This is a genomic window from Sphingobium herbicidovorans (assembly GCF_002080435.1).
GTDB classification, from domain to species: Bacteria; Pseudomonadota; Alphaproteobacteria; order Sphingomonadales; family Sphingomonadaceae; genus Sphingobium; species Sphingobium herbicidovorans.
This window is the reverse complement of record NZ_CP020538.1, coordinates 2,814,146-2,828,494: the sequence shown is the minus strand read 5'-3', so window position 1 is coordinate 2,828,494 and position 14,349 is coordinate 2,814,146. Positions and strand designations below refer to the sequence as shown.

At 62.7% G+C, this 14,349-nt stretch carries 14 protein-coding genes and 1 other RNA gene; 8 read left to right on the top strand and 7 right to left on the bottom strand.

Going from position 1 to position 14,349, the window contains the following annotated elements; all coding sequences use genetic code 11:
- The 3 genes from B6S01_RS14010 to B6S01_RS14000 form a co-directional block, all read right to left on the bottom strand.
- Complete coding sequence (locus B6S01_RS14010) at positions 1 to 384, bottom strand: hypothetical protein (RefSeq protein WP_037466342.1); 384 nt, start codon at positions 382 to 384, stop codon at positions 1 to 3.
- A 304-nt stretch (positions 385 to 688) separates the two neighbouring features.
- Positions 689 to 1,034, bottom strand: a transfer-messenger RNA (tmRNA) gene (ssrA, locus tag B6S01_RS14005).
- Position 1,035: 1 nt separating this feature from the next.
- The gene (locus tag B6S01_RS14000; RefSeq protein WP_037466786.1) at positions 1,036 to 1,548 is read right to left on the bottom strand and encodes a hemerythrin domain-containing protein; all 513 of its coding nucleotides are present in this window, start codon (positions 1,546 to 1,548) and stop codon (positions 1,036 to 1,038) included.
- Positions 1,549 to 1,704: 156 nt separating this feature from the next.
- On the opposite strand from B6S01_RS14000, the gene B6S01_RS13995 reads away from it, so the two are divergent.
- The 5 genes from B6S01_RS13995 (at position 1,705) to B6S01_RS13975 (ending at position 5,828) form a co-directional block, all read left to right on the top strand.
- Positions 1,705 to 2,295, top strand: a complete 591-nt coding sequence (locus tag B6S01_RS13995) for an anthranilate synthase component II (RefSeq protein WP_037466340.1) — start codon at positions 1,705 to 1,707, stop codon at positions 2,293 to 2,295.
- Between the two features lie 104 nt (positions 2,296 to 2,399).
- Entirely contained in the window at positions 2,400 to 3,389 is a 990-nt protein-coding gene (gene trpD, locus B6S01_RS13990; protein WP_037466339.1) for an anthranilate phosphoribosyltransferase, read from the top strand.
- Positions 3,389 to 4,180: an indole-3-glycerol phosphate synthase TrpC gene (trpC, locus tag B6S01_RS13985; RefSeq protein WP_037466337.1), complete on the top strand. Its 792-nt coding sequence runs from the start codon at positions 3,389 to 3,391 to the stop codon at positions 4,178 to 4,180. Before trpD ends, trpC begins: the two co-directional genes overlap by 1 nt.
- Positions 4,177 to 4,647, top strand: coding sequence for a cyclic pyranopterin monophosphate synthase MoaC (gene moaC, locus B6S01_RS13980; protein ID WP_037466335.1), 471 nt, complete (start codon positions 4,177 to 4,179; stop codon positions 4,645 to 4,647). Before trpC ends, moaC begins: the two co-directional genes overlap by 4 nt.
- On the top strand, positions 4,644 to 5,828 hold the full coding sequence (locus tag B6S01_RS13975) for a molybdopterin molybdotransferase MoeA (RefSeq protein WP_037466332.1): 1,185 nt from the start codon (positions 4,644 to 4,646) through the stop codon (positions 5,826 to 5,828). The genes moaC and B6S01_RS13975 overlap by 4 nt, the downstream gene beginning before the upstream one ends.
- Before the next feature lie 49 nt (positions 5,829 to 5,877).
- Here the strand turns inward: B6S01_RS13975 and B6S01_RS21390 are convergent, their stop codons facing one another.
- Entirely contained in the window at positions 5,878 to 6,033 is a 156-nt protein-coding gene (locus B6S01_RS21390) for a hypothetical protein (protein WP_169802842.1), read from the bottom strand.
- Positions 6,034 to 6,185: 152 nt separating this feature from the next.
- On the opposite strand from B6S01_RS21390, the gene lexA reads away from it, so the two are divergent.
- Positions 6,186 to 6,857: a transcriptional repressor LexA gene (lexA, locus tag B6S01_RS13970; protein ID WP_037466330.1), complete on the top strand. Its 672-nt coding sequence runs from the start codon at positions 6,186 to 6,188 to the stop codon at positions 6,855 to 6,857.
- Here the strand turns inward: lexA and B6S01_RS13965 are convergent.
- Complete coding sequence (locus tag B6S01_RS13965; RefSeq protein WP_051908275.1) at positions 6,854 to 8,992, bottom strand: ComEC/Rec2 family competence protein; 2,139 nt, start codon at positions 8,990 to 8,992, stop codon at positions 6,854 to 6,856. The two genes, lexA and B6S01_RS13965, sit on opposite strands and share 4 nt — an antisense overlap.
- A gap of 36 nt (positions 8,993 to 9,028) precedes the next feature.
- On the opposite strand from B6S01_RS13965, the gene gltX reads away from it, so the two are divergent.
- The gene (gene gltX / locus B6S01_RS13960; protein WP_174525900.1) at positions 9,029 to 10,483 is read left to right on the top strand and encodes a glutamate--tRNA ligase; all 1,455 of its coding nucleotides are present in this window, start codon (positions 9,029 to 9,031) and stop codon (positions 10,481 to 10,483) included.
- Between the two features lie 20 nt (positions 10,484 to 10,503).
- The gene (locus B6S01_RS13955) at positions 10,504 to 11,790 is read left to right on the top strand and encodes a citrate synthase (protein WP_037466780.1); all 1,287 of its coding nucleotides are present in this window, start codon (positions 10,504 to 10,506) and stop codon (positions 11,788 to 11,790) included.
- A 62-nt stretch (positions 11,791 to 11,852) separates the two neighbouring features.
- Here B6S01_RS13955 and B6S01_RS13950 read toward each other — a convergent pair whose 3' ends face one another.
- Both B6S01_RS13950 and B6S01_RS13945 read right to left on the bottom strand, forming a co-directional pair.
- A complete protein-coding gene (locus tag B6S01_RS13950) occupies positions 11,853 to 13,238 on the bottom strand; it encodes a sensor histidine kinase (RefSeq protein ID WP_037466328.1) in 1,386 nt (461 codons plus the stop codon).
- Entirely contained in the window at positions 13,238 to 14,320 is a 1,083-nt protein-coding gene (locus B6S01_RS13945; RefSeq protein WP_037466777.1) for a DUF2336 domain-containing protein, read from the bottom strand. The genes B6S01_RS13950 and B6S01_RS13945 overlap by 1 nt, the downstream gene beginning before the upstream one ends.
- Between the last annotated feature and the right edge of the window lie 29 nt (positions 14,321 to 14,349).

The window sequence follows — 14,349 nt, the reverse complement described above, 5'->3', positions numbered from 1 at the left end:
TCAGCGCATCGCGTAGCTCGCCTCAAGTCGGCCAAGCGCACGACGGGCGACTTCCCGCGAAGAGGCTTCCGCACCGTTAGCCAGCAGCAGCGCCGAGTCCGGTGCAAAGCGAGCAGCGACATAAGCCTCGCGCGCATCCTTCATTCGACCCAGGCCGACATATGCGTTACCAAGGTTTATGAGCCGCGCTGGATCGTTCGCGCCATCCGGCCAGGCGGCGGCCAAACGGTCAGCCGCTTTTTCATAACGTCCGGCCAACAGGGAAGCAGCGGCAAGCTCGCCATCCGGGACACCCACAACAACGACTTCATCCGACGCGGCCAAAGCCGGAGCCGATGCAATCGAAGCCAGTATCAAGCCCATGGCTACAGCGCCCTTCACCATCCCGTTTCTCCCGAAAAAAACTCTCCAATGTAGCGATGATTATTTCACTATGATGACATTGGGACAAGATCAGGAAGAGCATTCGAAAAGGTTTTTTATTCCTTTTAAAACAATTGATTAAGATAAATTCTTTTTAGTGTCATAAAACTGTAATTGAATGGTCTCGGAGATATGGACCCGAGTCGAATCCCCGGGACGAGTCGAATGGACAACGTCCCGCTGTCCCGCCGGAAAGCCGAAGCGCGCGATCATTGATATAGGAAGGGTCCGGAGGATTCTGTTGCCCGGCTCCTCCGGAAGCCGCTGAATTCCCTTCTGTTGCCCGGTGGGTTCAACCGCGTTCTTTTTGAGTAATGTCCGGCCGTGAGGCCATCAATTACGCAGCAAGAGCAAGAGCCTCGTTATCGTTGGCACTTGTAGGTTTCGAACCTTTTTACGGCGTACTCAGGCCGGGTGAAGGCATTCGCTTTTCAACACACGTCGATCCTAGTTCGGCCCCATCAGACGCCCCGGCAGTGCGGGACATGTGGTGGAGCCGCCGGGTACTGCCCCCGGGTCCGCTGCGCCTATTGCACGATACGATTTATCACCATAGCCGGGCGAACCCGGCACCAGCGCATATGGGATAATGCGCTGGCTTTTTCAAGCTGGTCAGGCGGGCACCTGATTGACGGTCCGTGGCTGGGCTGCCGGCAGTCCGCTGGCCTTGGCCTGCGCCATCAGTTCCTCCTTGCGGGCCATCATCCGATCACGCAATTCAACCAGGTCTACATCCGTCTTGCGGCACTGGGCGAACATGCCCTCTGACGGCTGCTCCTCCTCCTTCACATGGTGCTTGATCTCTTCAGACAGCACGGTCACCTTGGCATCGTAGAAATCATCCTCAGGCGACCCCGCCTCGATGTCATTCACCAGCAATTTCGCACCATCATGCTCGACATAGGCTTCGTCCAGCGTGTCATCCTCTATCTTGCCACGAAAGGTCGGATAGAAAATCTCTTCCTCGATCATCGTGTGGATTTTCAGCTCGGTGCAGATCTGATGCGCGATGTCCTGCTTGCGGCTTGCCGCCTTGGCTTTTTCGAACTGCTCGAACAGGTCCTCGACCTTCCGGTGGTCAGCTTTCAGCAGGGCAATCGCGTCAGTAAATTCGGCTTTGGCCATTTCCATCCTCCTCACGAACAAATATGCTCATGAAGCGGCTGACGGCGCTGTCGGTTCCGGCACTCACCTCATTCTTGGGCGACAGCGGGAAGCCGAACGCCGCCCGCGCCGATTCTCGTTGGCCGCGCGCATCTGGCGCACTATAGCCTCCACCCCATGATCCTCGTCATAGACAATTACGACAGCTTCACCTGGAACCTCGTCCACTATCTGATGGAATTGGGCGCAGAGGTGGAAGTGGTCCGCAACGACGCCATTTCGGCGGGACAAGCCATGTCCAGCGGCGCCAGCGCCTTTCTGCTGTCGCCCGGTCCCTGCACACCCAATGAAGCGGGCGTCAGCCTGGAGCTTGTAGGCGCCTGCGCGGATGCGGGGACGCCGCTGCTCGGTGTGTGCCTCGGCCATCAGGCGATTGGCCAGCATTTCGGCGGTCGGGTCGTGCGTGGCGGCCTGATGCATGGCAAGACATCGCCTGTCACCCATGACGGCACTGGCCTGTTTGAAGGCATCCCTTCGCCCTTTACCGCCACGCGCTATCATTCGCTTATCGTCGAGGACATTCCGCAAAGCCTCGTCGTCAACGCGACCAGCGAGGATGGCTCAGTCATGGGTTTCCGTCACCAGAGCCTGCCGATCCACTCGGTCCAGTTCCATCCGGAGAGCATTGCGACCGAATATGGCCATGAAATGCTGGCCAACTTCATGCGTATTGCGGGCATTCCGGTGCGAAAGCGGGTAGCCGCCTGATTACCGCTCTTCCCCGATGCATGATTGAGATTTTCGCCGCGCGGCGGGGCTGAGCGTGTTGAAACCCTCGACTCAAGCAGCGCAGATTGATTAAGGCACAGGCGATGACCCGCCTGCCCGATCCCGCAACGCCGCTGAGCGCTCCCGAGGCCGCCCGCGCCTTCGATATGCTGTTCGACGCCGATCTGGCCGAAGCGGACATCGCCACCTTCCTTCTAACCATGGCGCACCGGGGCGAAAGCGCGATCGAGATCGCCGCCGCCGCCCGCGCCATGCGCGCGCGCATGATCCCGGTCGCCGCCCCCGCCGGCGCCATCGACGTATGCGGCACTGGCGGCGATGGCCATCATACGCTCAACGTCTCGACCGCCGTGTCGCTCGTGGTCGCGGCGGCGGGAACGCCGGTCGCCAAGCATGGCAATCGCGCCGCCTCGTCCAAGGCTGGGGCGGCGGACACGCTCGAAGCTCTTGGCCTCAACCTTGATCGCGCCGCCGAAACCGCCGAGGAAACGCTAGCCGATCTCGGCATCTGTTTCCTGTTCGCGCAAAAACATCACCCGGCGCTCAAACGCTTCGGCCCGATCCGCAAGGCGATTGGCCAGCGCACCATCTTCAACCTGATGGGCCCGCTTGCGAATCCAGCGGGGGTCCGCCGCCAGCTCGTCGGCATCGCCCGCCCGGCCTATGTCCCGATCTATGCCGAAGCGATCGCCGACCTGGGGGTCGATCGCGCAATGATCGTCTCCGGCGATGAAGGGCTGGACGAGCTGTCGCTCGCAGGTGGCAATGACGTGGCCGAGGTCACCGCACAGGGCCTTGTCGCCATGCGCCGCATCACATCTACGGACGCCGGACTTCCCACCCACCCCGTCGAGGCGATCCGGGGCGGCGACCCGGCCCACAACGCCGCCGCGCTTCGCGCGCTGCTCCAAGGGGAGGAAGGCCCGTATCGCGATGCAGTGCTGCTCAACGCCGCCGCCGCGCTCGTGGTGGCTGACGCCGTTGCCGACCTGCGTGAAGGCGTCGAAGAAGCGGCCGAAACCATTGATCGCGGGCTTGCCAATGCGCTGCTCAATTGCTGGATTGCCTATTAATGACCAACAAGCTCATCGAAATCTGCGACACGAAGCGGGAGGAGGTAGCACGCCGCAAGGCTGCGATCACCGTGTCCACCCTTCACGCCCGCGCCGCCGAACAGACGCCGCCACGCGGCTTTCGGCAGGCACTGGACAGCGCCGCCCGCTCCGGCTTCGGCCTCATCGCGGAAATCAAGAAGGCGAGCCCGTCCAAGGGGCTTATCCGCGAAAATTTTGATCCTCCGGCCCATGCGCAAGCCTATGCCGCTGCGGGCGCGGCATGCCTGTCGGTCCTGACTGACGAACCCTATTTCCAGGGTCATGACGACTATCTGATGGCCGCCCGCTCGGCCTGCTCGTTGCCCGTCCTGCGCAAGGATTTCATGGTTGACCCATGGCAGGTGCTGGAAAGCCGCTCGCTGGGCGCAGACGCCATCCTCATCATCGTTGCCGCCCTGGACGACGGGCAGATGGAGGAGATTGAGGACGCCGCGCTCGGCCTGGGCATGGACGCCCTTGTCGAAGTGCATGACGCCAGCGAGCTTGAGCGCGCACTCAAGCTGCGCTCACGTCTCATCGGCGTAAACAATCGCGACCTGCGTGACTTCAGCGTAGATTTCGCGCGCACCTACGAACTGGTCGCCCACGCGCCCGAAGGCTGCACCTTCGTCGCCGAAAGCGGCCTTGGCAGCCATGCCGATCTGGTCGCCATGTCGGATCATGGCGTCCGCTGTTTCCTGGTCGGCGAAAGCCTGATGCGGCAGCCTGACGTGGAAGCCGCGACCCGCACGCTTCTTACCGACAAATGACCAATCTCACACATCTTGATGAGGATGGATCTGCCCGCATGGTCGATGTGTCGGCCAAGGCAGTGACGAGCCGCGAGGCCGTCGCCACGGGCCATATCGCGATGAGCAATGAAGCCGCCGCCGCCATAGCGCAGGGTCTTGTCAAAAAGGGCGACGTCCTCGCGGTTGCCCGGGTGGCGGGGATTATGGCCGCCAAGCGCACCGCCGACCTCATTCCCCTTTGTCATCCCATCGCGCTAAGCTCTGTCAACATCGACTTCGACCTTGAACCCGCTGGCGTCACCGCAACCGCGACCGCCAGAACCGCCGGACAGACCGGTGTGGAGATGGAGGCGCTCACCGCCACATCGGTTGCGCTCCTTACCATCTACGACATGGCCAAGGCGCTGGATAAGGGCATGATCATCGGCGATGTGCGGTTGCTCGCCAAGTCCGGCGGCAAGTCGGGCGACTGGCGCGCGGCATGAGCCTGCTCCCGGTCGCGGAGGCACAGGCACGCCTGCTGGCGCTCGGAGATCGCCTTGCCGCCGAGGATGTGCCTGCTTCCGCGTGCGCTGGACGCTGGCTCGCCCGCGATATCCATGCCCTGCGCGATCAGCCTTGGGCCGACCTTTCCGCCATGGACGGCTACGCCATCCGTGCCAGTGAATGGCCCGGCCCCTGGCGCGTCACGGCCGAAAGCATAGCAGGCGGCGGCCTCCCCCTCCCCCTGGCTGCGGGCGAAAGCGCCCGAATCTTCACGGGCGCTCCACTGCCACCGGGCGCAGACACCGTCCTTATCCAGGAAGATGCCGACCTTGAGGAGGGCCTTCTCCATGCACGCGGGCCCGGCTTGTCGGTGGGGCGCAATGTCCGGCCAGCAGCTTCCGACTTTCACAAGGGCCAGCAGCTTCTGACGGCAGGCGCTGCGTTGGGCCCGGCGCAGATTGCGCTGGCCGTTCTGGGCGGTCATGGCAGCCTGCCGGTGGGCGCCCGCCCGCGCGTGGCGCTGATCTCCACCGGTAATGAACTTGTGCCGCCGGGCGCGCCGACACCGCCCGGCCGCCTGCCCTCGTCAAACGGGCCCATGCTGGGCGCGATGCTCGGCGCCCTGGGCTGCGAAATTCTCGACATCGGCATCGTGCCAGACGATCTCGATCTGATGATACAGTCGCTGGAGCGAGCCAGTCAGGCGGACATCATCGTCTCCACAGGTGGCGCATCGGTAGGCGATCACGATCTTGTTCGCCCCGCCTTCGCCGCCGCGGGGGGTGATCTCGATTTCTGGAAGATCCGCATGCGTCCGGGAAAGCCGCTGATGGCAGGGAAGCTGCGCGACGCCATTTTCCTCGGACTGCCCGGCAACCCGGTTTCCGCCTTTGTGACGGCGACCCTCTTTCTGCTACCCCTCGTCCGGCACATGGCGGGCGCTGCCGATCCACTGCCACGCATCGCCAGCGCCACTTTGGCCGCGCCCCTGCCAGCTACCGGCGAACGCGATGATTATCTCCGCGCCTTCCGCACCGGCGATGGATTGATTGCGGTCACATCGCAGGACAGCGCAGCGACCGCCGCCTTGGCCCGGGCGGACAGCCTCATCGTACGCACCGCAGGCTCTGCTCCAGCGGCGGTCGGCGACCAGGTGGCCGTCATTTCGCTTCACGCATGAGAAAGGGGCCGCATCGCGGCCCCTCCCAATTCGCAAACCGGACGCTGGTTCAGCGCTGCTGCTTGCCTTGATCGCTCTTGTTCTTCTGGGCGTCGCCCATCTGACCCTGGCGATTTTCCTGCTGCTGCTGACGGCCGGTCTGGTCCGAACGGTCGCCACCTTGCTGACGGCGCTGACTGCTGTCCTTGTCGTTCTGATTAGGCATGTTACTCTCCTATTCACCCTCTTTGGGAAGGCGGCGAATAAACGGCCGGGCGGCAGGTCCGTTCCTTTCGTTACGCTCGGCGTAAGCCTGCTTGACTTCCCCGTTTTCGTTTCCTAAGTGTTCTCCATCCGTTCCATGGAGGACACGCAGGCATGCTGACGCCCAAGCAACAGGAATTGCTCAGCTTCATTCAAAACAGGCTGGAGGAAGGTGGCGTTTCGCCATCCTTCGAGGAAATGAAGGAGGCGCTTGACCTGCGGTCCAAGTCCGGCATCCACCGGCTGATCAATGCACTGGAAGAGCGCGGCTTTATTCGTCGCCTGCCTAATCGCGCGCGCGCGCTGGAGGTGCTGAAACTGCCCGAAGCGATGCATCGTGCGCCCAAGATCGTGGTCCCGCCAAAACCTCAGTTGGCGTCGAGACCACCGATCGCCGCGAATGACGTGATTGAAATCCCGCTTCACGGCAGGATCGCTGCCGGCGTTCCGATAGAGGCGATGGAGGGACAGAATATGCTGTCCGTCCCCGCCGCGCTGCTCGGCGCTGGCGATCATTACGCGCTTGAAGTCTCGGGCGACTCCATGATCGAGGCGGGTATTCTGGATGGCGACTTCGCCCTGATCCAAAAGACCGAGGTTGCGCGCGAAGGACAGATCGTCGTTGCCTTGATTGAAGATAGCGAAGCTACGCTCAAATATTTCCATCGCGAAGGGCCGAAGGTTCGGCTCGATCCGGCCAACAGCGTCTACGAACCGCAAATCTATGACACGCGGCAAGTGCGCATTCAGGGCAAGCTGGCGGGATTGCTGCGCCGCTACAACTAATCGGAACGGCGGCGGGGCCATCGTTCCGAAGGTCGAGCGATCCAGGGGTGCGCGTCGCCGGCAACTTTCGCGGCCCGCACCTTGCCCTCGTCCAGATCGATAGCAAGCCCGCCTGTCCGCGCCAGCAGCCGCCGGTCAGCCTTCAACCAGCGCGGACGACACCATGACGGCAGGCGGCGATCGGCGACAACAATATCCGCACGGGCGCAGTCCCCTGCCAGCGTCGATTTCGGCACCAAGTCGCCGGTTCGTGTTACGAGCAGCCGCCAAACCCGACCGCCTGCCGATAGGGCGACCATGCAGAGATCCCTTGAGCAACTGGCTTCTGGCAAATCCGCCATCGCGGCAAGAGCGCCGTCATACCCCGCGCTTTCCGCCATCATGTCCCGCACATAATCGCCCGCCCGATCCCGCAGGATGGCCATGCCGCCGTCTGCGCTCCGGACCGCCACATGGCGTCCATCAGCGGTAACGAGAATCTCCGGTGGGGACGTCGTCACGATGATCACAATCCCGATCGCGACCGGCGCCAGTCCGATCCAACGCCAACGACCTCGCCATAACAGACAGCATAGCCCACCCAACACAATCATGCCAAAGACAGCGTTGGGCACCACCGGCGCGGTAACGACCGCCCACGGGCTCGCCGCCACCGCATGCGCTATCCACAGCAATAATCCGAGAGCCCGGCTGGCCAGCCACCAGGCCGGAGCGCCCAGACCGACGACGTCCAGCAACAGCGCCAGTGCTTCCAGTGGCATGACGACAAAAGTGGTCAGGGGAATGGCGATCAGATTTGCAAATGCGCCCATCATCCCCGCCTTGTGAAAATGAAAAAGCGCAATGGGCGCCAGCGCCAGTTCGACCGCGAACCCGGAAAACAACAATATCGCAACTGATCGCCCGAACTTGCGCAGCGCGCTTTCCTCCCGCACCGCCGCAAAGGCGCGAAACCGGGGATGTTCGCCCAATGCGACGAGTGCGATCACGGCCCCGAAACTCATCTGGAAACTCGGCCCGGCAAGCGCTTCCGGCCACAAGAACAACACGACCAGCGCACCTGCGGCGATCAAGCGCAAAGTGATCGCCTCCCGGCCAAGGGCAAGCCCGCCCAGCACCAGCAGCGCCGCCACGCAGGACCGGACGGTCGGCACCTCCGCCCCCGTCAGCAACGTATAGCCGACACCCGCCAGCGCGCCGCCCCCTGCCGCAATCAGCATCAGCGGCAAGCTGAGCGCCGCGCGACGACTTAGCGCCATGACCCGCATGAGCAGGAAAATGACCGCCCCGATCAGCGCCGTAACATGCAGACCGCTGATCGAGAGCAGATGGGCAAGGCCGCTACGGCGCATCGCCTCTGCATCCTCCTCGGCGATGGCGCCCTGATCCCCGGTCGCCAGGGCAGCCGCAATGCCAGCGCCATCGCCGTCCGCCTGTTGCAATATGTGCGCGAACAAGCGGTTGCGCAGCGGCGGCGCTTCCTCCGAGGGCCTGAGCACCGCGATCGGCTTCAGCGCACGGCCTGTGGCCCCTATTCCCTGGAAATAGGCGCGGCGCGCGAAATCATAGCCGCCTGGCAGGCTGGCTGGTGCGGGCGGCATCAAGCGCGTTCGAAACCGGATGATGGCGCCTCGCCCAATGCCCGCGGGCATATCGGCTGCGGCGATATTTACCCTGATCAAAGGGGGTAGAGCTACCGGCTCGATCGGACGGATCGACACGCGACTCAATTGCTGCGCGGGCACGGCGTTGACGGCCATGACCTCACCTGTAACCTCCAGAAAGACCGCCCTCGGCAGGGGCGGTGCGCCAAAGATGGTCGCTTTACCCCATATCAACAGGCAGCCTGCACAGGCCAGCAAGCCCGCCAACACCAGCATCTGACGCAGGCGCGCGCCAACCGGCAGGGCCAATCCGCCAGTCGCCAAAGCTACCGCACCGCAACAGAAAGCAAGCCATTCCAGTCTGTTAGAAAGAGATAGCCAAGCTGCAATGCCGATTCCCACTGCTACGGGAACCCACAGGCCGAGCTGTTCTCGCTCCGCTTCAAGTCCCCGCTCCAGCCGCGCGAAAAGCCCTTCCCCCGCACGCCTGATATTCCGGCAGACGGAGGTTTGTCGTGGCTCAAAAGCCATGCTAGGGGGCGTCGCGTTCATGAATGAGCAAGGCGGATGTCGGGGAATAGGACTGTGAGTGCAACGGGTTTGAACAAGCAAGTCGTAACCCGTTTTGCGCCATCGCCCACGGGTTTCCTTCATATCGGCGGCGCGCGCACCGCTTTGTTCAACTGGTTATTCGCCCGTCACCATGGCGGCAAGTTCCTGTTGCGCATCGAAGATACCGATCGCGCACGCTCAACAGAAGAAGCGGTTGCCGCGATCTTCGACGGTCTCGAATGGCTTGGCCTTGCCGGCGATGAGCCCGCCGTGTTCCAGTTCGAACGCTCGCAGCGTCATGCCGAAGTCGCCAATCAACTGCTGGCGGGCGGGCATGCCTATCGCTGCTACGCAACGCCCGAAGAGCTTTCTGAGCTGCGCGAACAACAACGCGCCGCCAAGCAGCCGATGCGCTATGACGGGCGCTGGCGCGACCGCGATCCTGCCGAAGCGCCCGCAGGCGCGCCCTTCGTCATCCGCCTCAAAGCGCCTCGCGAAGGTGAAACGGTGATCGAGGACGCAGTGCAGGGGCGCGTCGTCGTGCAGAATGCAGAGCTTGACGACATGATCCTGCTCCGCTCCGACGGGACGCCCACCTATATGCTCGCCGTGGTGGTAGATGATCATGACATGGGCGTTACCCATGTGATCCGGGGCGACGATCATCTCAACAATGCTTTCCGGCAACTCGGCATTATAAAGGCCATGGGCTGGGAAGAGCCGATCTACGCGCATATCCCGCTGATCCACGGGTCGGATGGCGCAAAGCTGTCAAAGCGCCACGGCGCCCTGGGCGTGGATGCCTATCGCGACGAAATGGGCATGCTTCCCGAAGCGGTCCTGAACTATCTACTGCGTCTTGGTTGGGGATATGGCGACGAAGAGACGATCTCTCGCGATCGCGCTATCGAGCTGTTCGACATTTCGGGCGTCGGCCGATCACCTTCCCGCTTCGACATAAAGAAGCTGGAAAATCTCAACGCCTTCTATCTGCGTGAGGCTGACGACGCCCGCCTCGCCGCGCTGGTGCTGCCCCGAATTTCCGCGCGCTTGGCGGCAACCCTGCCGGACAACTCCGAAGCACTGCTTACCCAGGCGATCCCCTCGCTGAAGCCCCGCGCCAAGACGCTTAACGAAATTGCCGAAGGCGCGGAGTTTCTGTTTAAAAATTGCCCGCTGGATTTTGACGAGAAGGCCCTTGCTCTGCTAGACGACTCGGCGCGCGAGCTGTTGGGCAAGACAGCCGACGCTCTCGATGCTGTCCAATCCTGGACCGTCGAAGCGATTGAGGATGCGATCCGCCGCGTCGCAGAGGATGCCGGTCTGGGGTTGGGCAAAGTCGCCCAGCCGCTTCGCGCGGCGCTGACCGGTCGCACGGTTTCGCCAGGGATTTTTGATGTCCTTTTCCTCCTTGGAAAAGACAAAAGCTTGGAGCGGCTTGCAGATGCCCGAAACGGCATCGCCAGCTGATGGTAGTTAAGGAGAACGAGATGTCGGACAATATTGCGACTTTGACGGTCGATGGTGATGCCAAGGATTATGGCATCCTCAATGGTTCGGTCGGCCCCAAGGTCATTGACGTCCGTAAGCTCTACGCAAACACCGGCATGTTCACTTATGATCCGGGCTTCACTTCGACCGCCAGCTGCGATTCCGGCCTGACCTACATCGATGGTGATGAAGGCGTGCTGCTGCACCGCGGCTATCCTATCGGCCAGCTCGCCGAACAATCCAGCTTCATGGAAGTCAGCTACCTGTTGCTGAACGGCGAACTGCCGTCCAAGAAGGAACTGGAAGACTTCACCTACACCATCTCGCGCCATACTATGGTGCATGAACAGCTGACGACCTTCTATCGCGGCTTCCGTCGCGACGCGCACCCGATGGCGATCATGTGCGGCGTCGTTGGCGCGCTTTCAGCTTTCTACCATGATTCGACGGACATCAACGATCCGGAACAGCGCAAGATCGCCAGCCACCGCCTGATCGCCAAGATGCCCACGATCGCGGCCATGGCGTACAAATTTTCGGTGGGCCAGCCCTTCGTCTACCCGCGCAACGACCTAAGCTACACCGCCAATTTCCTGCGCATGACATTCTCCGTCCCGGCCGAGGAATATGAACCCGATCCGGTGGTCGTGGATGCGATGGACAAGATCTTCATTCTCCATGCCGACCATGAACAAAATGCTTCCACCTCGACCGTGCGTCTCGCGGGTTCCTCGGGAGCCAATCCCTTCGCCTGCATCGCGGCCGGCATCGCATGCCTCTGGGGCCCGGCGCATGGCGGCGCGAATGAAGCCGCGCTCAACATGCTGCGGGAAATCGGCACCGTCGATCGCATCCCGGAATATATCGCCCGCGCCAAGAACAAGGACGATCCGTTCCGCCTGATGGGCTTCGGCCACCGCGTATATAAAAATTACGATCCGCGCGCGACCGTCATGCAAAAGACCGCGAAGGACGTTCTGGCAAAGCTGGGCGTTACCGATCCCATCTTCGACGTCGCGAAGGAGTTGGAGCAGATCGCGCTCAACGATCCTTACTTCATCGAAAAGAAGCTCTATCCGAATGTCGATTTCTATTCGGGCGTGATCCTCTCGGCAATCGGCTTCCCGACCGAGATGTTCACCGTTCTTTTCGCCCTCGCCCGCACCGTGGGTTGGGTCGCCCAGTGGAACGAGATGATTTCGGACCCAGCGCAGAAAATCGGCCGCCCGCGCCAGCTCTATACCGGCCCGGCAGAACGGGATTACGTCCCCGTCAGCCAGCGCTGATCCAGATTTTAACGGTATCAAGAAGAACGGCGCCTCACCGGGCGCCGTTTCTTTTGCTTGGACTAGCCGCTGTTGGTGGGCAGCGTCAGGGTGAACCGGGCGCCGCCGCCCGGCGCGTCATCAATACGAATATCCCCACCCATCGCCAGCGCGAGCCTGCGTGAAATATAGAGGCCCAGGCCACTTCCGCCCGAATCACTGCGGCCCAGCCGCTCGAACTTATGGAATATCCGCTCCCGGCTGCCTTCGGGAACGCCCTCGCCCTGGTCCATCACCGCAATCCAGGCAAAGCCGTCATCGCGGCCTGTCTCGATCCGCACTTCGCTGTCCTCGGGCGCATAGCGCACCGCATTGCCGACCAGGTTCATCAATATCTGAAGCGCCCGCCGGAACTCTCCGGTCGCCACGGCCGATTGGTCAGCCGCCGGAGCGACGACGCGGATCTTGCGGTCCATGGCCTTGACCACGAAAAGCCCTGCGGCACGCCGTCCAATGTCGGCCAGATCAACATCTTCGGTGGCCACGGTAAAATCCAGCCGGTCGATCGCCTGCAGGTCCGCCAAATCATCGATCAGCGCCATCAAATGACGTCCAGCCGCTGCGATGTCCGACGCATAACCGGCATAGTCGGGGCGCAGCGGCCCGTCGATCTGCGCGTTGATCGAATCGGCATTGGCGATGATCCGCCCCAGCGGCTGTCGCAGCGAGCGGTCCAGCCGCCGCCCGAACTCGGCCGGGTAGATGACCACTGCCGGCGCCGCCGGAACATGCGGGGCCAAAATGGCGCGATCCAGCGGAAATGCCTTGCCGCGATAGCCGAGCAACTGTCCGGCAAGATCGAACATCGGAAAGCCGGTCAGGCGCACGCATTGCTCCGGCTCGGCGATCAACGTGGCGATCTGGTCGCGAAACGCGCGCCGCTGCGCAAAGCCCCGCAGGATCGGCAAATCGCCCTCCTCGTCCGGCCGAAGTTCAAAATAGCTTGTAAATCGGCTTCCCGCTACAGGAGGAGCCTCAGGCAAGGCGCTTTCTGCCCCCGCCCCTTCCAGCACCATCTGAAAACGAAGCTGGGTGTCGATCTGCCAGGTCCAGCCTTCCGCGACAGCGGCAATGTCGGCGTCCCGCCGAACGCCATCTATTGGAGCAGGGGCGGCGGGCCGTTCGTTCCATTCGATGACGGAAATCTGCACCCCGTCCGCTTCGGGCCGTGCCCGGACCCACATTTCGACGTCGCCGTGTTCGGCAGCGGCAGTGACAGGGCGTGAGACCGTTACACCCAAACGCGACGCCAAGCGCGCGACCGCCGCCAGTTGCGGGATCGCCAGCACCGCTCCCACATCCGAACCCGCTTCTCGCTGAAGAGCCAGCAATGGCGCATCTGCGCTCAGCAGCAGCCCATTGGCCGCTACCGTCGCGCGAATGATCGCGGGATGCGCCGGCATATTCATCAGATGGTGACCTGCCGCAAATGATCGAGCTTTGCGCGAAGCGCCCGCGGCGCGCGCAATGCATTTACCAAACCGTCCGCCTGCGCCTCTGTCAACGCCTGATAACGCTCGGCCTCAATGATAATCGCCGCGTCGGTGAGCGATGGCCGCACCGGCCGCAGGGCCAGCAACAGATGCCGATAATCCGCATCCGACCCGCCGAGGGAACGGCACAGGGCCGCCAGTTCCGCGACCGGGCCCATCACCAATATGTCGGCGACATGCGCACAGTCCATGCGCAACCGGCGCGCCGTCAGGGCCGCGAAGAGCAGGAATCGCCGCTGCCCCAGCGCCGCACCCAACAATTCGGGCGCATCCGCACGCTCGCCCAGACGCCGCACCAGCCGCTCCGCCGCTGCGATCGGCCCTTTGGTTTCGTCATGTTCCGAAAGTAGCGTCCATCCCGCCTTTTCGAAAGCTGGCAGCATCATGCCGGCGTCGGTTGATGCGGATCGCTGCACCAGCGCCATGATGGATGCAGCAGCTGTCCACATCAGCTCGGCGAAATGCTCGGCGGGAAGATCCGGCTGCATCGGTTCGTCCTCAGCGCCGGGCGCAAGCCATCTGCCCTCCGCCTCTGTCAACGCAACGATCGCTTCGGCAACGGCGGCATCATTGGTCGGCAGGATGGTTTCCGCCTCAGACTCGTCAAGCCGGTCATCGGGCTGCCCGAATTGCCGCAGCAGCAACGTCACGCCCGCTCGCATCTGCATATGAGCCAGCAATGCCGGACCCAGCAGTGTGGGCTGCGCGCAAATGGTGGGCCAGCAGATCGCCTCCATTCTTGGCGTCAGCACGGCGGCGACATCGGGTTGCTGCTCCAGCGCGAATCGCAATGATCGCTCGATACCGGTCACGCACGCGCCCAGGTGCCGTCGCGTCTCCGCCATCAGGGCATCATGGCGTTCGCGCCCCTCATTGGGGAAGAAAAACGCCAGATCAATGGCATGGCCGACGGGAACGGCGGACATGCCGGCCAGGACGGGAGCCGTCGGCCAACTGTCAGCCGCGGTCGGCCCGGTAAGGAACGAAAAGGCGCTCATGACGGCCAACATAGCCGCACGTCCTTAAA